We start from the raw sequence: 20263 nt of genomic DNA on the forward strand, positions 1-20263 counted from the left end.
TCAAACAACAACAGAATCTGGCATTACGACGCATGTGTATGAACGTATACAATCAGAGATACCAAATGAAGCACCGAAGGAAACACCGGTGCAATTAGAAGTGACACGCTATGTGGATACTGATGGAAATGAAGTTCAAGAGACAGAAGAAGACACGTACCAACCGCCAGGCATTATTGGAGATAAATGGCAGTACACAGGTCAAACAACAACGGCAGATGGTATCACAACATATGTATATGAACGCATCCAATCAGCAATCCCGAACGATGCACCGCAAGAAACGCCAGTACAATTAGAAATAACACGTTATGTGGATATTACCGGAAATGAAGTTCAAGAGACAGAAGAAGGTACGCATCAACCGCGTTATATCATTGGAGATAAATGGCGTTATTCTGGAGTAACAGTGACAGAAAATGGTATTACTAAACATGTCTATGAACGTATTCAATCAAAAGTTCCAAATGACGCACCACAAGAAACGCCAGTACAATTAGAAGTAACACGCTATGTGGACCCAGAAGGAAACGAAATACAAGAAACAACAGAAGGTAAACATCAACCGCCAGGCATTATTGGAGATAGATGGCAATACACAGGAAAAGTTACAGAAAAAGACGGCATTACAACATATGTCTATGAACGTATTCAATCAAAAGTTCCAAATGACGCACCGCGTGTAGACATTGATGAATTGAAAATCACAATTTATGTTGATACAAATGGTCGTGAAATTGTTCCATCACGAAAAGGTCAGTTACCACCAGAACAATTTATCGGACAAGATTGGCAATATACAGGACATAAGATTGAAAAAGATGGTATTACAACATATATTTATAAAAAAGTAGAGAATGCTGTGCCAGCAAAACAATTGAAAAAGACTAAGCATAATACGCAGTCTGAAAGTCAATTCAAACATACACCACAAGTTAAACAACAACTTGTTAAATATCATAATGTTAAAGAACAACGTTCTATTGAAAAGTCAGAACATACAGATATGCATGTGTCAGAGTTACCTGAAACAGGAGAAACAGCTAATAAAAACGGACTAATAGGTGGATTGTTAATAGCAATAGGTGCATTTTTCGTAACAAAAAGAAAAAAAGAAAACACAAAATAATATAGCAATACACGTCGAGACATAAATTTCCAAAAAATCGCACAAAGATGATTTGAAATAAATCATCTTTGTGCTTCTTTGTTATATTCAATAGTTTGTATTGCTGGCTCGCTTTTTTAGAGAATAGCTTCAGCCACCCCAACTTGCTTTGCTTGATGAATTTCTTCTCGAAATTCTCTCTGTTGGGGCCCCACCCCAACTCGCTTTGTCCGTTGGCTTTCTTTTCGAAAGCCTCTTTGTTGGGGCCCCATCCTGAGCTTGTCTTGTTCTTTCAAGCTCTTGCTAAAATACTTCGTACTTAAAAGAAGTGTGCTTTTTCTTAATGACGCTTAATATAATAAAGAAACAGGCAAATTCTATTAAGTTTCAATAGAACTTGCCAGCTGAAGCTTTTAAAAGAAATTTATGTCTCGATCTTCATATATACTAAACCTTTGTGTACAACTACGTATGCGAGGGTTTTAGTATATAATCAATTTGCTATTAATATCATTTTACTTTCATTTGAATTTTCCATAAAATTTGAATAAAGGAGTGCATAAAAATGATTATTCGTGCATTAGAGGAAACCGATTTAGAATTCGTACATCAGCTCAATAATGAATATTCGATTATGTCATATTGGTTTGAAGAACCTTATCAATCACTGAGTGAATTGCAACATCTTTATAATAAGCATATTTTAGATGAAGATGAAAGACGATTTATTATAGAACAAGATGACCATGCTATTGGTATTGTTGAATTAGTTGAGATAGATTTTGTACATCGAAACTGTGAAGTCCAAATTATTGTTGATCCTGATTATAGTGGACACGGTTTTGCTAAACAAGCTTTTAAAATGGCCATAGACTATGCATTTTTAGTCTTGAATATGCATAAAGTATATCTATATGTTGATGTTAATAATGAAAAGGCTGTTCATATTTATGAAACACATAACTTTAATATTGAAGGCACATTAAAAGAACATTTTTATACTAATGGAGAATATCGAGATTGTTATGTTATGGGTTTATTAAAAAATCAGTGGTCTTATAGCAATCCCGACAATTTATCACATATTCGTTAATATTTAATTGAAAAGAGTGTTACACATGGCATTGCCAATTAATTATAAATTAAGCCAACTTATAAATGAAAAGGCTATATCTATGCATGTTCCTGGTCATAAAAATATGACAATTGGGACGTTACATGAACTAGATTTTAAATTTGATATGACTGAAATCACAGGTTTAGATGATTTGCATCATCCAGAAGATATTATTCTTAACAGTCAACATAATATGTCAAAACATGAAGACTACGATGCTTTTATACTTGTTAATGGAACAACGTCAGGTATATTAGCTACAATACAAGGGTTTTCAGCTGTGGATGGACGTTATTTAATTGCTAGAAATGTACATAAGTCTGTTTTTCATGGGCTTGATTTAACACATCAAAGTGCAGATATTTTACCTATGCAGGAAAGTCTTCAAACCCATCATTATTACGGTCCTCAAACAAGAGATTTTGATTCTGAACAATATAAATTAGCCGTAGTTACATACCCAAATTATTATGGAGAATGTTTTGATATTAATTCCTGTATTTCAAAATTGCATGCAGCTAATATACCTGTCTTAGTTGATGAAGCACACGGGGCACATTTTGATTTAGACGGCTTTCCTACTTCAGCGTTAAACATGAAAGCGGATTATGTCGTACAGTCATATCATAAAACGTTACCTGCGTTAACAATGGGATCAATATTGTTTATTCACAAACAAGCGCCGCAACGTGATAAAGTTATTCAATATTTGAGTTATTTTCAGACATCTAGTCCCTCATATCTTGTTATGGCTAGCCTGGAACAGGCAAACCAATTTTATCAACAGTATGATAGTAGATTGTTTTTTAAAAGACGACAACAGTTTATCGAAATGATGCAAGATAAAGGATTTATAATGATACAAATGGCTGATCCGCTAAAGCTAACAGTACAGCATAAGCATATGTTAGGATATCAAATTCAAGATTGGTTTGAAAAAATGTCTGTTTTCGTGGAACTTGCAGATGATTATCAAGTATTGCTTATTTTACCTTTATGGCACGAACAAGATAAATATCCATTTGATGAACTTATTGAACGTATACGTATGCAGCCTGTTGAGGATTTGATAAATCATAATCAGCAATCAAGTTACACTCGTTTACCTTGTGCCGCTGGTAGTTACGAGACAATGGATATTACCCATGTTACATGGGTTGGGTTAGATAACGCGCAAGGTATGATATTAGCACAACATATAACGCCTTATCCACCAGGTATACCACTTTTCTTTACGGGCGAAAGAATCACTCAAAATATGTTAAAATTAATAGCGCATTATATTGATTCTGGTGTCAGAGTGGAAGGGATTAACAATAAAAAAATTTTGGTTAAGGATGAATAAAATATGACAGCATTTATTACTTTTGAAGGACCAGAAGGCTCAGGGAAGACCACGGTGATTCAAGCTGTTGCAGAAAAGCTCGCACAAGACTTTGATGTAATTTCAACGCGTGAACCAGGTGGCGTACCTACTGGAGAAGAAATAAGAAAAGTTGTTCTTGATGGTAATCACATGGATATACGCACAGAAGCAATGTTATTTGCTGCTTCTAGAAGAGAACATCTTGTTGAAAAGGTCATTCCAGCATTAAAACAGCATAAAATTGTATTATGTGATCGCTATATTGATAGTTCTTTGGCTTATCAGGGATATGCACGGGGTATAGGTATAGAGGAAGTGAGAAAACTCAATGACTTTGCAATTAATGGCTTGTATCCAGATTTAACGATATATCTTGATATTTCAGCTGAGATAGGCAGACAACGTATTATGAATAATCAACGCGAACAAAATCGTTTAGACAAAGAAGATTTGAAATTTCATAATTTAGTAATTGAAGGATATCGACAAATTATGGAGAACGGGGACAAGCGATTTCGCAAAGTGGATGCCAGCCAAAATATAGCTAATGTTATTGAAGAGACGTACCAAATTATCATAAATTTTTTGAAAAAATTATGATATAATGACAAGAAGAGGTGTTATAAAATGAAAATGATTATAGCAATCATCCAAGATCAAGATAGTCAAGAACTTTCAGACCAACTCGTAAAGCATGACTTTAGAGCCACAAAATTAGCAACAACTGGTGGTTTTCTAAGAGCGGGAAATACGACATTTTTATGTGGTGTTGATGATAATCGAGTTGACGATATCTTAACTGTGATTGATAACACATGTGGTAATAGAGAACAATTAGTTTCTCCAATGACACCTATGGGCGGTAGTGCAGACTCTTACATACCGTATCCTGTAGAAGTGGAAGTCGGTGGCGCTACTGTATTTGTGATGCCAATCGATGCCTTCCATAGATTTTAAATATCGAAATAACGACGATGAATGAAAATAATGTTTGAAATTTAGAGGTCGGGACAAAAGTGTTTAGGATTTAAGCAGAACATAAAGTAGCACTGATGAAAAAGCAACGTTAAACGTGTTTCTTTAAATTTTTGTGAATAGCGGCAGTATTCAGTTAGAGCTTGCTTGTAGAAATGTTATATACATTTCTCTGTGCTGGGGCTCCGCGCAAATCCTACTTCTGGATTGCTTTGTTGGCTTTCCGAGGTGTATACGTTTTGTGTCTCTGCCTTTTTTATATATGAGGAGTTTAGATCATGGATGAATTTGAACGTCTTTTGAATGCTTTTGGTTCTAATAAGTTGTCGCATGCATATTTGTTTGAAGGTGATGATGCGGAGTCTATGAAACAAGTTGCTATGGATTTTGCTAAGTTAATTTTGTGCCAAAATAATCAGCAGTGTGAGTTGAAGGTAGCAGGATTTAATCATCCAGATTTTATGTATGTAGCTTCTGATGAATCAAGCATTAAAAAGGAACAAGTTGAGCAACTCGTGCATCGTATGAATCAGCTTCCAATTGAGGGAGCGTATAAAGTATATATTATAGAAAGTTTTGAAAAACTGACGGTTCAAGGGGAAAATAGTATTTTAAAATTTTTAGAAGAACCTCCGAAAAATACAATAGCTATTTTAATCTCTACAAAGCCAGAACAAATATTAGATACTATTCATTCGAGATGCCAGCATGTTTACTTTAAGCCAATGAACAAAGCGCATTTTGTAGAACAATTGACAGAAGTCTCTGTATCGCGTCCTGTTGCTGAAATGTTGAGCACCTACACAACTCAACTTGAAGCTGCATTAACATTGAACGAAGAAAATGATTTAACAGCATTACGCAAAGTGATTGTGCATTGGTGTGAATTGCTCATTGAAAACAAACCGATGGCATTAATTGGAATTATCGAGTTGTTAAAGAACGCCAAAAACCGCAAGTTGCAGTTGTTAACATTGGCTGCAGTAAATGGTTTTTTTGAGGATATTATGCATGCTAAATTAAAAGCTGGTAAACACTATACATTTCAAGATTTAAGCAATGAAATTGAGCGATATGCTGAAGCATTAACATTACAACAAATGATAAGAATATATGACCAATTAACAGAAGCGCATAAGAAATTAATGCAAAATGTAAATCCAACATTAGTATTTGAACAAATTGTAATTAAGGGTGTGAGATAAATGCCAAAGATAGTAGGTGTACAGTTTCAACAAGCTGGGAAGTTAGAATATTATGCGCCTCAAGAATTAACTATCAAAGAAGACGACTGGGTGATTGTAGAATCAAAACGTGGCCTGGAATTAGGACTTGTTAAATGTCCACCTTGTCATGTTGCTGATGGCGATGTAACACTGCCCCTTAAAGAAGTCATACGTAAGGCTACACCTAAGGATATTGAAATATATAAACAAAATGCACAAGATGCTAAAGCAGCACTAACTTTGTGTCACGATTTCATTAAACAGTTAGAACTAGATATGCGTCTTGTTAACTGTGAATATACGTTGGACAAGTCTAAAATCATCTTTAATTTTACGGCAGATGATCGTATCGACTTTCGGAAGTTGGTAAAATTATTAGCGCAACAATTAAAAACACGTATAGAATTACGGCAAATTGGTGTGCGTGACGAAGCTAAGCTTTTGGGTGGCATTGGACCATGTGGCCGTTCACTATGTTGTTCTACGTTTTTAGGAGATTTTGAGCCTGTATCGATTAAGATGGCGAAAGATCAAAATTTATCTTTAAATCCGACTAAAATTTCGGGTGCATGTGGCCGACTTATGTGCTGTTTGAAATATGAAAATGATTTATATGAAGAAGTACGAGCACAATTGCCAGATGTGGGAGAGAAAATTTCGACACCTGATGGACAAGGACGCGTAGTAGCACTTAATATTTTAGATATTTCTATGCAGGTTAAAATTGATGGATTAGAGCAACCACTGGAATACAAAATGGAAGAAATTGAAGCGTTTAATTAAGGAGGTTTCATGACTTTTGGAGCGAAATGAATTATTTGAGCGGCTTGTGAGTCTGGAAGCAAACGTTAATGCGATAACGCAAGATATGAATGAGATAAAAGAAATGGCTGTAGCTTTAGTTGAAGAGAACGTTGCATTACATATTGAAAACGATAATTTAAAGCGCTTGATGGACAAAGATGAGCTTTCACAAAATAGTCAGCCTAAGACAAAGGAAGCCAAACAAGTCAAAAAACCATTACCCAGTAAGGATAACTTAGCAATGTTATATGCTGAAGGGTTTCATATATGTAAAGGTGAATTATTTGGAAAACATCGACAAGGCGAAGATTGCTTGCTTTGTATGGCAGTACTTAATGACTAATGACTCAGCGATATAAATGACAGGGTGTATATACAAACAACAGACGCTTAGGACTGCTGTTATTGTAACACCCTTTTTTTAGGAGCGACATAATGTTAAAAGCACATGAACGTATAGATTGTCTTATTAAAGAAAATTTGAAAGTAATACAAAACGACGACGTGTTTTCATTTTCAACTGATGCTTTATTATTAGGCTATTTTACTGAAGTAAGAAAAAAAGATACAATTATGGATTTGTGTTCTGGAAATGGTGTCATACCGCTACTATTATCTGCGAAAGGTACACAACAAATAGATGCGATGGAAATACAAATACAGTTAGTCGATATGGCGCGTCGAAGCTTTAAATATAACCATCTAGAAAATCGATTAACGTTGTTTCATATGGATTTAAAAGAAACGACGCAATATTTCAAACCCTCACAATATTCTCTTGTGACATGTAACCCACCTTATTTTAAAATAAATCAACAGCATCAACACCAAAAAGAAGCACATAAAATCGCACGTCATGAGATTATGTGTACACTCAGTGATTGCATGAAGGCTGCGCAACATCTACTTAAGCAGGGCGGGCGATTAATGATGGTACATCGAGCAGAAAGGCTTATGGATGTCTTAACTGAAATGAGACAAGTAAACATTGAACCGAAACGCTTACATTTAATTTATAGTAAAAAAGGCAAAACAGCCCAAACGATTGTTGTGGAAGGTCGAAAAAGTGGAAAGCATGGGTTAGAACTATGTGCACCGTTTTATATTTATAATGAAGACGGTAGTTACTCGGATGAGATGAAAGAGGTTTATTATGGATAAACATTTTGTATATATTGTGCAGTGTAAAGATCATAGTTTGTATACGGGTTATGCCAGAGATGTAGAAGCGCGAATTAAACAGCACAATCTAGGAAAAGGGGCCAAATATACAAAGGCAAGACGCCCAGTAGTCTTAGTTTATCAAGAAATGTACGATACGAAATCAGAAGCATTAAAAAGAGAATATGAAATTAAGCAATTATCAAGAAAGCAAAAATTAGCATTATTTAAGGAGAGATAATATGGGGACTTTATATTTAGTCGGGACACCTATTGGCAATTTAGGAGATATTACATATCGCGCCGTTCAAGTTCTTAAAGATGTTGACTTAATAGCCTGTGAAGATACTAGAGTGACTCGTAAATTATGTTCGCACTATGCGATTGATACCCCATTAAAATCTTATCATGAGCATAATAAAGAACAACAAACGAACTATTTAATAGAGCAATTACAAAATGGTTTAGATATCGCCTTAGTATCAGACGCAGGATTACCATTAATCAGTGATCCAGGTTATGAACTCGTAGTGGAAGCAAGAGAACAGCAGCTTAATGTTGTGCCTATTCCTGGTGCTAATGCTGGTTTAACTGCTTTGATGGCAAGTGGACTGCCATCTTACATCTATACATTTATAGGTTTTTTGCCACGCAAAGAAAAAGATAAAATTTCCATATTACAAGAACGTATGTACCAAGAAGCAACAATAATTATTTATGAGTCACCTTATCGAGTGATACAAACACTAAAGGCGATTCAAAGTATCGATGCAAAGCGACGGGTGACCATTGGTAGAGAGCTTACTAAAAAGTTTGAAGAAATCGTCACACTTGATATTGATTCAATGATAGCGATGGTTGAACAAGGCAAAATCCCTCAAAAAGGGGAATTTGTAATGTTAATTGAAGGTGCAAAGGCTTTGAAAGATAAGCAATGGTATGAAGAGATGACGATTCAAGAACATGTTACACACTATATTAAAAAACAACAGGTTAAGCCTAAAAAAGCAATTAAAATGGTGGCAGAAGATCGAAATATGAAGACAAGTGATGTTTACGATATCTATCATCAACTTAACGCAGAATAAATTATATTGAAATACCCATGAATTGCTGATTTTATGGTAATGTAGAAAAGATATCACGTTACTGTTTTTAGATAATGTATAATAAAGCTATAGAATTTATAGGTATATCTATATACTGATATAAGACAGTTAACATTCTGAAGCTGGACATATCCATGTGCGACTTCATTGAAAAGGAAAATAATGTTAGATAACATTGATAGTGTAAGAGAATAGGAGGACCCAGTGATGGCGAAAGAGACATTTTATATTACAACCCCAATTTATTATCCAAGTGGGAATTTACATATTGGACATGCGTATTCAACGGTAGCAGGTGACGTAATTGCCAGATATAAACGCATGCAAGGATATGATGTACGTTATTTAACAGGTACAGATGAACATGGACAAAAAATTCAAGAAAAAGCACAAAAAGCTGGTAAAACAGAATTAGAATATTTAGATGATATGATTGCAGGAATTAAAAGTTTATGGAGCAAACTTGAAATTTCAAATGATGACTTTATTAGAACAACAGAACAACGCCATAAACAAGTGGTTGAGAAAGTCTTTGAACGTTTACTTAAACAAGGCGATATTTATCTAGGTGAATATGAAGGTTGGTATTCTGTTCCTGATGAAACTTACTATACAGAATCACAACTTGTTGATCCTATATATGAAAATGGCAAAATCGTTGGCGGAAAAAGTCCGGATTCAGGACACGAAGTTGAACTTGTAAAAGAAGAAAGCTATTTCTTTAATATTAGCAAGTATACGGATCGTTTATTAGAATTTTACGATCAAAATCCGGATTTTATTCAACCACCATCTCGAAAAAATGAAATGATTAATAATTTTATCAAACCAGGTTTGGAAGATTTAGCTGTATCACGTACGTCTTTTGATTGGGGTGTTCGAGTGCCATCTAACCCTAAACATGTTGTTTATGTATGGATTGATGCACTTGTGAACTATATATCTTCACTAGGCTATTTATCAGATGATGATGCACTTTTCCAAAAATATTGGCCTGCAGACGTGCATTTAATGGCAAAAGAAATTGTACGTTTCCACTCTATTATTTGGCCAATTTTACTTATGGCATTAGATTTACCATTACCTAAAAAAGTGTTTGCGCACGGTTGGATTTTAATGAAAGACGGTAAAATGAGTAAATCGAAAGGGAATGTTGTAGATCCTAATGTGCTCATCGATCGTTACGGTTTAGATGCGACGCGTTATTACTTAATGCGTGAGTTGCCATTTGGTTCAGACGGTGTCTTCACACCAGAAGCATTTGTTGAACGTACAAACTATGATTTAGCAAATGACTTAGGCAATTTAGTTAATCGAACTATTTCGATGATTAATAAATATTTTCAAGGCGAACTTCCAGCTTATACGGGTCCAAAACATGAGTTGGATGATGCAATGGAAGCACTTGCACTTGAAACAGTAAAAGACTTTAATGATAACATGGAAAGCTTCCAATTTTCAGTTGCGTTAGCTACTGTTTGGAAATTGATAAGTCGTACCAATAAATATATTGACGAAACAACGCCATGGGTATTAGCTAAAGACGATAGTCAAAAGGATATGTTAGCCAATGTAATGGCACACTTGGTTGAAAATATTCGTTTTGCAACAGTGTTATTGCGTCCGTTCTTAACGCATGCACCTAGAGAAGTCTTTAAACAATTAAATATTAATAGTCCAGAGTTGTTTGAATTGGCAAGCCTTGAACGTTACGGTGCACTAAAACAACCTGTTATGGTTACTGAAAAGCCATCACCAATTTTCCCGAGACTAGATACAGAAGCTGAAATTGCATATATCAAAGCGTCTATGCAACCACCTAAATCTGAAAAAGTTGAACACGAGGCACCTAGTAAAGCGCAAATTAATATTAAAGATTTCGATAAAGTAGAAATTAAAGCAGCAACGATTACGGATGCTGAAAATGTGAAAAAATCAGATAAATTGTTAAAAATTCAAGTTGATTTGGGAACTGAACAACGCCAAATTGTTTCAGGCATCGCTAAATTTTATAAACCAGAAGACATAATTGGTAAGAAAGTAGCTGTCGTTACGAATTTGAAACCAGCAAAATTAATGGGCCAAAGATCAGAAGGTATGATTTTATCAGCTGAAAAGGACGATGTTTTAACATTAGTAAGTTTACCTAACGCCATCGCTAATGGCGCGGTGATTAAGTAAAATTTAAAGCTGTAGGAGAGATATGATGTTAATCGATACACATGTGCATTTGAATGATGAACAATATGATGAAGATTTAAGCGAAGTGATTTCACGCGCGCAACAGGCAGGTGTAGACCGTATGTTTGTCGTTGGTTTTGATACGGCTACCATTGAACGTGCGATGGAATTAATCGAACAATATGACTTTTTATATGCCATTATAGGATGGCATCCGGTTGATGCGATTGATTTTACTGAAGCGCGCTTAAGTTGGATTGAAACGCTTGCTGAGCATCCTAAAGTTATCGGTATTGGTGAAATGGGATTAGACTATCATTGGGATAAATCTCCAGCGGATGTTCAAAAAGAAGTTTTTAGAAAGCAAATTGCATTAGCTAAACGTGTTAAGTTGCCAATCGTCATTCATAATCGGGAAGCAACACAAGATTGTGTGGATATTCTACTTGAAGAACATGCTGAAGAAGTAGGTGGTATTATGCATAGTTTTAGTGGTTCTCCTGAAATTGCAGATGTGGTCATTAATAAATTGAATTTTTATATTTCACTAGGGGGTCCTGTTACTTTTAAAAATGCGAAACAACCTAAAGAAGTTGCGAAACATGTGCCAATGGAACGTTTGTTAGTTGAAACAGATGCGCCTTATTTATCGCCACATCCTTATAGAGGTAAGCGTAACGAGCCAGAACGTGTTACCCTAGTGGCGCAACAAATTGCAGAATTAAGAGGGATGACATATGAAGATGTATGTCGTCAAACTACAGAAAATGCGGAACGTTTATTTAACTTAAAGTAATATTTCTTTACATTGGGGTAAGACAGTCCATCTTGTCTTGCTCCTTTTAATTATTATAAATATAAAATTAATGTGAATTCGATGTGGTTTGCTTTAAAATAACTAATGAACAGTAAAAATAAAGAAGGGTTAAATCATAGTGAGAATAAATGAGTTTATAGTTGTAGAGGGACGCGATGATACGGAGCGCGTAAAGTTAGCAGTAGAATGCGATACAATTGAAACAAATGGCAGTGCCATCAATAGAGATACATTAGATGTAATTCGACATGCACAAGAAACTAGAGGTGTTATAGTACTAACAGATCCTGATTTCCCAGGTGATAAAATTCGCCATACGATTACAGAGCATGTATCTGGAGTAAAACACGCTTATATAGATAGAGAAAAAGCTAAAAATAAGCGTGGGAAAATTGGTGTTGAGCATGCAAAACCAGAAGATATTAGAGCCGCACTAATGCATGTAAGTTCACCTTTTGAAGAAGCAATAGAAACAATCGATAAAAGCGTATTACTCGAGCTAGGGCTAATCATTGGTAAAGATGCGCGTCGAAAGCGAGAAGTGATTGGTAGAAAACTTCACATTGGTCATTCAAATGGTAAACAATTATTGAAAAAATTAAATGCATTTGGTTATACAGAAGCGGATGTACGCCAGGCATTAGGTCTTGAGAAGGAGCGAGATGAATAATGGAGAATAAAGATATTGCAACACCATCCAGAACTAAAGAACTGTTAACGCGCTTTGGATTTAACTTTAAAAAGAGTTTAGGACAAAACTTCTTAGTTGATGTAAACATCATCCATAAAATTATTGATGCCAGTGATATTGATGAACGTACCGGAGTTATTGAAATTGGACCGGGAATGGGTTCATTAACAGAGCAACTAGCTAAAAAAGCAAAACAAGTTATCGCATTTGAAATTGATCAACGTCTTATCCCGGTGCTAGATTATACGCTGGCACCATACGAAAATGTGACTGTGATTAATGAAGATATATTGAAAGCCGATATAGCAGCAGCTGTGCACACATATTTAAATGATTGTGAAAAGATTATGGTGGTTGCAAATTTACCATACTACATTACTACGCCAATTCTACTCAATTTAATGCAGCAAGATATTCCAATTGATGGATATGTCGTTATGATGCAAAAAGAAGTAGGAGAGCGGTTGAATGCGACTGTAGGAACAAAAGCTTATGGATCATTATCTATCGTGACACAATATTATACTGAAACAAGCAAAGTAGTAACAGTACCGAAAAGTGTCTTTATGCCACCGCCCAATGTAGACTCTATTGTCGTAAAATTAATGCAGCGCTCACAACCTCTTGTAGATATAGATGATGAAACAGCATTCTTTAAATTGGCTAAAGCTGCATTTGCGCAACGTCGAAAAACAATTAATAACAATTACCAAAATCACTTTAAAGATGGCAAAAAACATAAAGAAGCTATATTATCTTGGCTTAACGCTGCTGAAATTGATCCTAAACGACGAGGTGAAACACTTTCGATACAAGATTTCGCACGTTTGTATAAAGAAAAGAAAAAATACCCTGAATTAGCTAATTAAACTGTTGACAAAAGCGTTGGACATTGATAAAATTTAAATTTTATTTGACGAAAAGGCTATGAATATGGTAAGATATACCTTGTAGCGAGGTGGAGCAATATGCCAAAATCAATTTTGGACATCAAAAATTCTATTGATTGTCATTTAGGAAATCGTATTGTACTTAAAGCCAACGGTGGTCGTAAAAAAACAATTGAACGTTGTGGGGTATTAAAAGAGACTTATCCATCAGTTTTCATTGTTGAATTAGACCAAGATAAGCATAACTTTGAAAGAGTATCTTATACATACACGGATGTGCTAACAGAGAATGTACAAGTTTCATTTGAAGAGGATAATCATCAAGAAGCAGTTGCACACTAATAAAGATATAAGTAAATAATTATTATTCAATTTGAGCGAGAGGTCAACGCAAGATTAAATTGAATAAGAAGATATAAGCGTTAATGCAAAAAGCATAGCGCTTTTTTATATGTAAAATTCCGTATATTATTTTTCAAAAGACAATGTTTATTAAGTTTTTAGAGAAATATGTATAGTTTTAATCAAATATTTGGCTCCTTTATGTTAAAATCATCTTATTAATATATTGAAGAGAGGGGCGGAAAAATGATATATGAAACGGCTCCTGCCAAGATAAATTTTACGCTCGACACCCTTTTCAAAAGAGATGACGGCTATCATGAAATTGCAATGATTATGACGACGGTTGATTTAAATGATAGACTATCATTTAAAAAACGTACGGATAATAAGATTATTGTCGACATTGAGCACAACTATGTGCCTAATGATAGTAAAAATTTAGCTTATAGAGCTGCCGAATTAATGACACATACTTATGGGATTCAGCAAGGTGTAACGATAGCGATTGATAAAGACATTCCGGTATCAGCTGGTTTAGCTGGAGGTTCAGCAGATGCTGCTGCAACGATGAGAGGTATGAATCGCCTGTTCGACTTGGGTTTAACATTGCATGATTTAGCTCAATTGGGTATTCAAATTGGCACAGATGTACCGTTTTGTATTTATAATCAAACCGCTTTATGTACTGGCTTAGGTGAGAAGATTGAATTTTTAAACAAACCGCCAGCGACATGGGTAGTTTTAGCTAAACCAGATTTAGGTATTTCATCGCCAGACGTTTTTAAAGCTTTAGATTTAAATATTGCGCATGCCGTTCACACAGAAGCGTGCAAGGTAGCGATTAAACATGGTGACTATCAAAAGTTATGCCACAGTCTTTCTAATCGCTTGGAATTAGTCTCTATGGCTATGCACCCAGAAATAAAAAAGATTAAAAATAACATGCTTCAATGTGGTGCAGATGGCGCTTTAATGAGTGGTAGTGGACCAACTGTTTATGCATTAGCACAAAAAGAAAGTCAAGCTAAGAAAATATATAATGCAGTAAACGGCTGTTGTAATGAAGTTTATTTAGTAAGATTACTAGGATAGGAAGGTTGAGACAATGCGTTATAAACGAAGTGAGCGTATTGTGTTTATGACACAATATCTAATGAACCACCCCAATGAATTAATACCTTTAACATTTTTCGTTAAAAAATTTAAACAAGCAAAATCATCAATTAGCGAAGATGTACAAATTATTAAGAATACCTTTTTAAAAGAAAGACTAGGCACAGTCATTACGACGGCAGGAGCAAGTGGTGGTGTGACCTATAAACCAATGATGAGTAAAGAAGAAGCGGCAGAAGTTATCGATGACGTGATTCGTTTATTGGATGAGAAAAATCGTTTATTGCCAGGCGGATATTTATTCTTATCAGACTTAGTAGGGAACCCTACATTATTGAATAGAGTTGGTAAATTAATTGCAACAATATACATGGATGAGCAACTTGATGCAGTTGTGACAATAGCGACAAAAGGGATTTCACTTGCCAACGCGGTAGCAAACGTATTAAATTTACCTGTAGTAGTCATTCGCAAGGATAACAAAGTGACTGAAGGCTCAACAGTATCCATTAACTACGTTTCAGGTTCATCAAGAAAAATAGAAACAATGGTGCTATCGAAACGTACATTAGAAGAAAATTCTAATGTGTTGGTTGTCGATGACTTTATGAGAGCTGGTGGCTCAATTAATGGTGTGATGAATCTCATGAATGAGTTTAAAGCACATGTAAAAGGGGTATCAGTACTTGTAGAATCAAAAGAAGTTAAACAACGATTGATTGAAGATTATACTTCCTTGGTCAGATTATCTGATGTTGATGAATATAATCAAGAGTTTAACGTTGAGCAAGGTAATATTTTGTCTAAATTTTCTTAAAAGGAGTAATTACATCATGAAAACGATTAACGCTAATAGCGCACCTGAAGCTATAGGGCCTTATTCACACGCAACGGCTGTGAATGGTTTGGTATTTACATCTGGACAGCTACCATTGAATTCTAATGGTCAATTGGTAAGTGAGGATGTGCAAGAACAAACTAAACAAGTACTAGAAAATTTAAAAGTTGTGCTCAATGAAGCAGGTGCAGACTTTAATTCTGTCATTAAATCAACAATTTTCATTGCTGATATGAATGAATTTCAACAAATCAATGAAGTATACGCAGATTATTTTAGTGAACATCAACCTGCGCGTAGCTGTGTTGAAGTTTCACGTTTACCTAAAGATGTTAAAGTTGAAATTGAACTAATAGCCAAAACTAAGGAATGATAATTTTCAATGTTGAATTGTAAAGCTTCTAAAAACCACAAAGAGAGATATATACTAGGGGGGCTCACTGCATGAAAGTGACAGATGTAAGACTTAGAAAAATAGAAACAGACGGTAGAATGAAAGCACTTGTTTCAATTACTTTAGATAAGGCATTCGTTATTCATGACTTACGCGTAATTGAAGGAAATTCTGGTCTGTTCGTCGCAATGCCAAGTAAACGTACACCAGATGGTGAATTCCGTGATATTGCACATCCGATTAATTCTGATATGAGACAGGAGATTCAGGATGCTGTGATGAAAGTATATGATGAAACTGATGAAGTAGTTCCAGATAAAAATGCCTCATCAGAACAATCAGAAGACAATGATTAATATATAATTGATATAAACTTTAGAACAGGTTCAACATAATGCGGATGTTGGACCTGTTCTTTTAAAATACAAGCACATTAACATTATTATTAACAAGATGATAAGCCATTTACGTTTCTTTAACAACATCTTATAAATCTTGAAAGTGGCGTAATAATTAAATTATAATAATGACGAAGTGTAATTTTTATTGGAGGGTTAGCATTCATGCAGAGATATGCGATTATATTAGCAGCTGGTAAAGGTACAAGAATGAAGTCGAAAAGGTATAAAGTACTACATGAGGTTGCTGGGAAGCCGATGATTGAGCATGTATTAACGAATGTTAAAGCATCAGGTGTAGATCAAGTTGTAACTGTAGTAGGCCATGGTGCAGATGAGGTCAAAGAAACATTAGGACATCAATCATTGTATAGTTTTCAAGCTGAACAACTAGGTACGGCACATGCCGTGAAAACGGCTCAAGACCACTTAAGCAGTAAAGAAGGAACGACACTAGTTGTATGCGGAGATACGCCACTGATAACTGCTGAAACGTTACAAGCATTAATCGAACACCATGAGCGAAATAAGGCCCATGTCACAGTATTATCTGCAACGGCGATTAACCCATTTGGATATGGACGTATTATTCGTAATGAGCAACAACAGCTGGAACGTATAGTTGAAGAAAAAGATGCATCGGCGGCCGAAAAAACGATAAGTGAAATCAGTTCGGGTATTTTTGCTTTTGATAATCAAGTGCTCTTTGAAACGCTAAATCAGGTGCGAAATGACAATGCACAGGGAGAATATTATCTACCAGATGCAGTTGCCTTGATTTTACATAATCATGGTATTGCCGAAGTCTATCATACAGATGATTTTGATGAAATTATAGGTGTCAATGACCGTGTGATGCTTAGTCAAGCTGAAAAGGCGTTACAACAGCGTGTAAATGACTATCATATGCGAAATGGCGTAACTTTGATTGATCCAACTCAAACATATATTGCACCAGACGTTGAAATTGGTATGGATACGGTTATTGAACCTGGTGTAAGAATTACTGGGACAACAACGATTGGAGAAAATGTACATGTAGGTCAATATTCTGAAATTCATAATAGTAAGATTGCTGCACATGTCGAAATCAAGCAATCGGTGATTAATGATTCTAAAGTGGGCGCGTATACGAAAGTAGGGCCATTTGCACAATTACGTCCTGGTTCTAACCTGGGCAAAGATGTCAAGGTAGGTAACTTTGTTGAAGTTAAGAAAGCTGAGCTGAAAGATGGTGCAAAAGTATCTCACTTGAGCTATATTGGTGATGCTGAAGTCGGAGAACGTACAAATATTGGTTGTGGCTCTATCACTGTGAATTATGATGGCATAAATAAATTCCGTACAGTGATTGGAAGGGATGCCTTTATTGGATGTAATACTAATCTTATTGCACCAGTTACTGTTGGTGATGGCTCGCTCATTGCTGCAGGATCAACAATCACAGATGATATTCCTAATGATAGCTTAGCGCTTGCAAGAGCACGTCAAATCACTAAAGAAGGATATGTAAAAAAATAATACTAACAATCTAGAATATACTTTACGAACTGTAATCGTTATTCCGAATTGTCGAAATTAATAAATTTTAGTATGAATTTGATTGAGTCATAGTAAAAGACGCGTTTTTTATATATAATATGTATGCATAGAAAATAATTGGAGGACTATAAATGTTAAATAATGAATACAAGAATTCATCTTTAAAGATCTTTTCTCTTAAAGGAAATGAACCTTTGGCACAAGAAGTAGCTGATCGTGTAGGGATTGAATTAGGGAAGTGCTCTGTAAAACGTTTTAGTGATGGCGAAATTCAAATTAATATTGAAGAAAGCATCCGAGGATGTGACGTCTTTATTATTCAACCAACATCATATCCAGTCAACTTACATTTAATGGAATTGCTCATTATGATTGATGCATGCAAACGTGCGTCAGCAGCGAATATTAATATTGTGGCACCTTATTATGGATACGCACGTCAAGACAGAAAAGCACGTAGCCGTGAACCTATTACAGCAAAATTAGTAGCTAATTTAATTGAAACAGCTGGTGCAAATCGCATGATCGCTTTAGACTTACATGCGCCACAAATTCAAGGCTTCTTTGACATTCCGATTGATCATTTGATGGGTGTTCCTATTATTGGTCAACATTTCCAAAATGATCCAAACATAAATCCAGAAGAGTGTGTCGTTGTTTCACCAGATCATGGTGGTGTAACGCGTGCGCGCAAACTTGCTGACATTTTAAAAACTCCAATTGCAATTATCGATAAACGTCGCCCTAAACCTAATGTTGCAGAAGTTATGAATATCGTTGGAGATATTGAAGGGCGCACCGCAATTATTATCGATGATATTATTGATACAGCTGGAACGATAACTTTAGCTGCACAAGCGTTAAAAGATAAAGGTGCGAAAGAAGTATATGCATGTTGTACACACCCAGTACTGTCTGGTCCGGCTAAAGAACGTATCGAAAATTCAGCGATTAAAGAACTTATTGTGACAAATTCAATCTTATTAGATGAAAATCGCAAACCAGCAAATACGAAGCAATTATCTGTTGCTGGACTATTAGCACAAGCTATTGTCCGTGTATATGAACGAGAATCAGTAAGCGTCTTGTTTGATTAAGCCTAGTCACAGCAATTTGACTTCAAATTCATAAGCGTGTATAATACATTCGTTCGTGATTATACGAATGAAATAAACATTTGCAAGCAATGTTCGCATTGATGGGCAAATGAGGAGTGCTCTGTAAGAGAGCAAAATTCGAAAGGTGGAAATCAGAATGGCTTCATTAAAGTCAATCATCCGTCAAGGTAAACAAACTCGTTCAGAACTTAAAAAGATTAGAAGTTTAGGTAAAGTTCCTGCAGTTGTTTACGGTTATAGTACAAAAAATACTTCTGTTAAAGTTGATGAAGTTGAATTCATCAAAGTTATCCGTGAAGTTGGTCGTAACGGGGTTATCGATTTAGGCGTTGGCTCTAAATCAATTAAAGTTATGGTGTCAGATTACCAATTTGATCCGTTAAAAAACCAAATTACACATATTGACTTCTTAGCTATTAACATGACTGAAGAACGTACAGTAGAAGTGCCTGTACACTTAGTTGGTGAAGCAGTGGGTGCTAAAGAAGGTGGCGTTGTTGAACAACCATTATTCTACTTACAAGTTACAGCTACACCAGAAAATATCCCAGAAGCAATTGAAGTAGACGTTACTGACTTACAAATTAACGACAGCTACACAGTAGCAGATGTTAAAGTAACAGGTGACTACACTATTGAAGATGAACCAGAAACTTCAATCGTAACAGTAGTTCCACCAACTGAAGAACCAACTGAAGAAGAAGTGGAAGCTATGGAAGGCGATGCTGCTACGCCAGAACCAGAAGTTGTAGGAGAATCTAAAGAAGACGAAGAAGCTGAAGAATAAAGCTTATAACATTATTGTTTAGCTAATTGTACGATTTACAATTAATAGCTTATAGTGAGCCAAGTTAATTGTGATGTATAAAAGCGACGAATCATCGTCTTATATGAGCACTAAACTTATCAACATAAGTTTAGTGCTTTTTTGTGTTATGATGATGAATGATATAAAATAGTGTGTATCTTTAAAAAGTAAAGAATCAACTTATTTTAATAATGATAACCATATAATAATAGAATTAGAAAAACATACATGAGTGAGTCAATCTAAATAAATGCATCATGTA

Annotated in this window: 23 protein-coding genes; all 23 read left to right on the plus strand. The window is 35.3% G+C overall.

All coding sequences use genetic code 11. The features are described from left to right. Nucleotides 1–1129, plus strand: a 1129-nt coding sequence (locus tag CD041_RS00605) for an LPXTG cell wall anchor domain-containing protein (RefSeq protein ID WP_142380823.1), incomplete at its 5' end; no start/stop codon positions are given. 544 nt (nt 1130–1673) lie between these two features. Continuing rightward, nucleotides 1674–2201 carry a GNAT family N-acetyltransferase gene (locus CD041_RS00615; protein WP_002461496.1) on the plus strand — a complete coding sequence of 176 codons (528 nt, stop codon included), beginning with the start codon at nt 1674–1676 and terminating at the stop codon, nt 2199–2201. 25 nt (nt 2202–2226) lie between these two features. Continuing rightward, nucleotides 2227–3570, plus strand: a complete 1344-nt coding sequence (locus tag CD041_RS00620) for an Orn/Lys/Arg family decarboxylase (protein WP_062078471.1) — start codon at nt 2227–2229, stop codon at nt 3568–3570. 3 nt (nt 3571–3573) lie between these two features. Next, entirely contained in the window at nt 3574–4191 is a 618-nt protein-coding gene (tmk, locus tag CD041_RS00625) for a dTMP kinase (RefSeq protein ID WP_002461493.1), read from the plus strand. A gap of 27 nt (nt 4192–4218) precedes the next feature. After that, a complete protein-coding gene (darA, locus tag CD041_RS00630) occupies nt 4219–4548 on the plus strand; it encodes a cyclic di-AMP receptor DarA (protein ID WP_062078473.1) in 330 nt (109 codons plus the stop codon). 296 nt (nt 4549–4844) lie between these two features. After that, nucleotides 4845–5771, plus strand: a complete 927-nt coding sequence (locus CD041_RS00635) for a DNA polymerase III subunit (protein WP_002461490.1) — start codon at nt 4845–4847, stop codon at nt 5769–5771. Beyond that, the gene (locus tag CD041_RS00640) at nt 5772–6575 is read left to right on the plus strand and encodes a PSP1 domain-containing protein (protein ID WP_002461489.1); all 804 of its coding nucleotides are present in this window, start codon (nt 5772–5774) and stop codon (nt 6573–6575) included. Between the two features lie 16 nt (nt 6576–6591). Then, complete coding sequence (gene yabA / locus CD041_RS00645) at nt 6592–6939, plus strand: DNA replication initiation control protein YabA (protein ID WP_002461488.1); 348 nt, start codon at nt 6592–6594, stop codon at nt 6937–6939. Nucleotides 6940–7031: 92 nt separating this feature from the next. Further along, the gene (locus tag CD041_RS00650) at nt 7032–7757 is read left to right on the plus strand and encodes a tRNA1(Val) (adenine(37)-N6)-methyltransferase (protein ID WP_070648376.1); all 726 of its coding nucleotides are present in this window, start codon (nt 7032–7034) and stop codon (nt 7755–7757) included. After that, complete coding sequence (locus tag CD041_RS00655; protein WP_002479480.1) at nt 7750–7998, plus strand: GIY-YIG nuclease family protein; 249 nt, start codon at nt 7750–7752, stop codon at nt 7996–7998. The genes CD041_RS00650 and CD041_RS00655 overlap by 8 nt, the downstream gene beginning before the upstream one ends. 1 nt (nt 7999) lies before the next feature. Then, nucleotides 8000–8845 carry a 16S rRNA (cytidine(1402)-2'-O)-methyltransferase gene (rsmI, locus tag CD041_RS00660; RefSeq protein ID WP_070481598.1) on the plus strand — a complete coding sequence of 282 codons (846 nt, stop codon included), beginning with the start codon at nt 8000–8002 and terminating at the stop codon, nt 8843–8845. A 228-nt stretch (nt 8846–9073) separates the two neighbouring features. Then, on the plus strand, nt 9074–11047 hold the full coding sequence (gene metG / locus CD041_RS00665) for a methionine--tRNA ligase (RefSeq protein WP_002479482.1): 1974 nt from the start codon (nt 9074–9076) through the stop codon (nt 11045–11047). 25 nt (nt 11048–11072) lie between these two features. Beyond that, the gene (locus tag CD041_RS00670) at nt 11073–11843 is read left to right on the plus strand and encodes a TatD family hydrolase (RefSeq protein ID WP_002491870.1); all 771 of its coding nucleotides are present in this window, start codon (nt 11073–11075) and stop codon (nt 11841–11843) included. Between the two features lie 139 nt (nt 11844–11982). Then, entirely contained in the window at nt 11983–12534 is a 552-nt protein-coding gene (gene rnmV / locus CD041_RS00675) for a ribonuclease M5 (RefSeq protein WP_002491856.1), read from the plus strand. Further along, nucleotides 12531–13424: a 16S rRNA (adenine(1518)-N(6)/adenine(1519)-N(6))-dimethyltransferase RsmA gene (rsmA, locus tag CD041_RS00680; RefSeq protein ID WP_172452329.1), complete on the plus strand. Its 894-nt coding sequence runs from the start codon at nt 12531–12533 to the stop codon at nt 13422–13424. The genes rnmV and rsmA overlap by 4 nt, the downstream gene beginning before the upstream one ends. Before the next feature lie 99 nt (nt 13425–13523). Beyond that, nucleotides 13524–13787 carry a biofilm formation stimulator Veg gene (gene veg, locus CD041_RS00685; RefSeq protein WP_002461480.1) on the plus strand — a complete coding sequence of 88 codons (264 nt, stop codon included), beginning with the start codon at nt 13524–13526 and terminating at the stop codon, nt 13785–13787. A 246-nt stretch (nt 13788–14033) separates the two neighbouring features. Then, nucleotides 14034–14882 carry a 4-(cytidine 5'-diphospho)-2-C-methyl-D-erythritol kinase gene (gene ispE / locus CD041_RS00690; RefSeq protein ID WP_062078481.1) on the plus strand — a complete coding sequence of 283 codons (849 nt, stop codon included), beginning with the start codon at nt 14034–14036 and terminating at the stop codon, nt 14880–14882. Nucleotides 14883–14895: 13 nt separating this feature from the next. Further along, nucleotides 14896–15720, plus strand: a complete 825-nt coding sequence (purR, locus tag CD041_RS00695; RefSeq protein ID WP_002479485.1) for a pur operon repressor — start codon at nt 14896–14898, stop codon at nt 15718–15720. A gap of 16 nt (nt 15721–15736) precedes the next feature. Further along, a complete protein-coding gene (locus tag CD041_RS00700) occupies nt 15737–16114 on the plus strand; it encodes a RidA family protein (protein WP_002461477.1) in 378 nt (125 codons plus the stop codon). A 71-nt stretch (nt 16115–16185) separates the two neighbouring features. Next, nucleotides 16186–16491, plus strand: a complete 306-nt coding sequence (spoVG, locus tag CD041_RS00705; protein WP_002461476.1) for a septation regulator SpoVG — start codon at nt 16186–16188, stop codon at nt 16489–16491. 207 nt (nt 16492–16698) lie between these two features. Beyond that, complete coding sequence (gene glmU, locus CD041_RS00710; RefSeq protein ID WP_002479487.1) at nt 16699–18054, plus strand: bifunctional UDP-N-acetylglucosamine diphosphorylase/glucosamine-1-phosphate N-acetyltransferase GlmU; 1356 nt, start codon at nt 16699–16701, stop codon at nt 18052–18054. 152 nt (nt 18055–18206) lie between these two features. After that, nucleotides 18207–19172, plus strand: a complete 966-nt coding sequence (locus CD041_RS00715) for a ribose-phosphate diphosphokinase (protein ID WP_070648378.1) — start codon at nt 18207–18209, stop codon at nt 19170–19172. 157 nt (nt 19173–19329) lie between these two features. After that, the gene (locus CD041_RS00720) at nt 19330–19980 is read left to right on the plus strand and encodes a 50S ribosomal protein L25/general stress protein Ctc (RefSeq protein WP_002461472.1); all 651 of its coding nucleotides are present in this window, start codon (nt 19330–19332) and stop codon (nt 19978–19980) included. Nucleotides 19981–20263 lie beyond the last annotated feature (283 nt).

This window comes from Staphylococcus lugdunensis (genome assembly GCF_002901705.1).
Taxonomy (GTDB): domain Bacteria; phylum Bacillota; class Bacilli; order Staphylococcales; family Staphylococcaceae; genus Staphylococcus; species Staphylococcus lugdunensis.

Coding starts and splice junctions, on each gene's coding strand:
- ispE (WP_062078481.1), top strand. CDS start 14,034: ATGATATATGAAACGGCTCCTGCCAAGATAAATTTTACGCTCGACACC.
- CD041_RS00700 (WP_002461477.1), top strand. CDS start 15,737: ATGAAAACGATTAACGCTAATAGCGCACCTGAAGCTATAGGGCCTTAT.
- rsmI (WP_070481598.1), top strand. CDS start 8,000: ATGGGGACTTTATATTTAGTCGGGACACCTATTGGCAATTTAGGAGAT.
- CD041_RS00655 (WP_002479480.1), top strand. CDS start 7,750: ATGGATAAACATTTTGTATATATTGTGCAGTGTAAAGATCATAGTTTG.
- CD041_RS00715 (WP_070648378.1), top strand. CDS start 18,207: ATGTTAAATAATGAATACAAGAATTCATCTTTAAAGATCTTTTCTCTT.
- CD041_RS00650 (WP_070648376.1), top strand. CDS start 7,032: ATGTTAAAAGCACATGAACGTATAGATTGTCTTATTAAAGAAAATTTG.
- purR (WP_002479485.1), top strand. CDS start 14,896: ATGCGTTATAAACGAAGTGAGCGTATTGTGTTTATGACACAATATCTA.
- spoVG (WP_002461476.1), top strand. CDS start 16,186: ATGAAAGTGACAGATGTAAGACTTAGAAAAATAGAAACAGACGGTAGA.
- CD041_RS00635 (WP_002461490.1), top strand. CDS start 4,845: ATGGATGAATTTGAACGTCTTTTGAATGCTTTTGGTTCTAATAAGTTG.
- CD041_RS00640 (WP_002461489.1), top strand. CDS start 5,772: ATGCCAAAGATAGTAGGTGTACAGTTTCAACAAGCTGGGAAGTTAGAA.
- CD041_RS00620 (WP_062078471.1), top strand. CDS start 2,227: ATGGCATTGCCAATTAATTATAAATTAAGCCAACTTATAAATGAAAAG.
- CD041_RS00720 (WP_002461472.1), top strand. CDS start 19,330: ATGGCTTCATTAAAGTCAATCATCCGTCAAGGTAAACAAACTCGTTCA.
- CD041_RS00670 (WP_002491870.1), top strand. CDS start 11,073: ATGTTAATCGATACACATGTGCATTTGAATGATGAACAATATGATGAA.
- darA (WP_062078473.1), top strand. CDS start 4,219: ATGAAAATGATTATAGCAATCATCCAAGATCAAGATAGTCAAGAACTT.
- metG (WP_002479482.1), top strand. CDS start 9,074: ATGGCGAAAGAGACATTTTATATTACAACCCCAATTTATTATCCAAGT.
- CD041_RS00615 (WP_002461496.1), top strand. CDS start 1,674: ATGATTATTCGTGCATTAGAGGAAACCGATTTAGAATTCGTACATCAG.
- glmU (WP_002479487.1), top strand. CDS start 16,699: ATGCAGAGATATGCGATTATATTAGCAGCTGGTAAAGGTACAAGAATG.
- veg (WP_002461480.1), top strand. CDS start 13,524: ATGCCAAAATCAATTTTGGACATCAAAAATTCTATTGATTGTCATTTA.
- tmk (WP_002461493.1), top strand. CDS start 3,574: ATGACAGCATTTATTACTTTTGAAGGACCAGAAGGCTCAGGGAAGACC.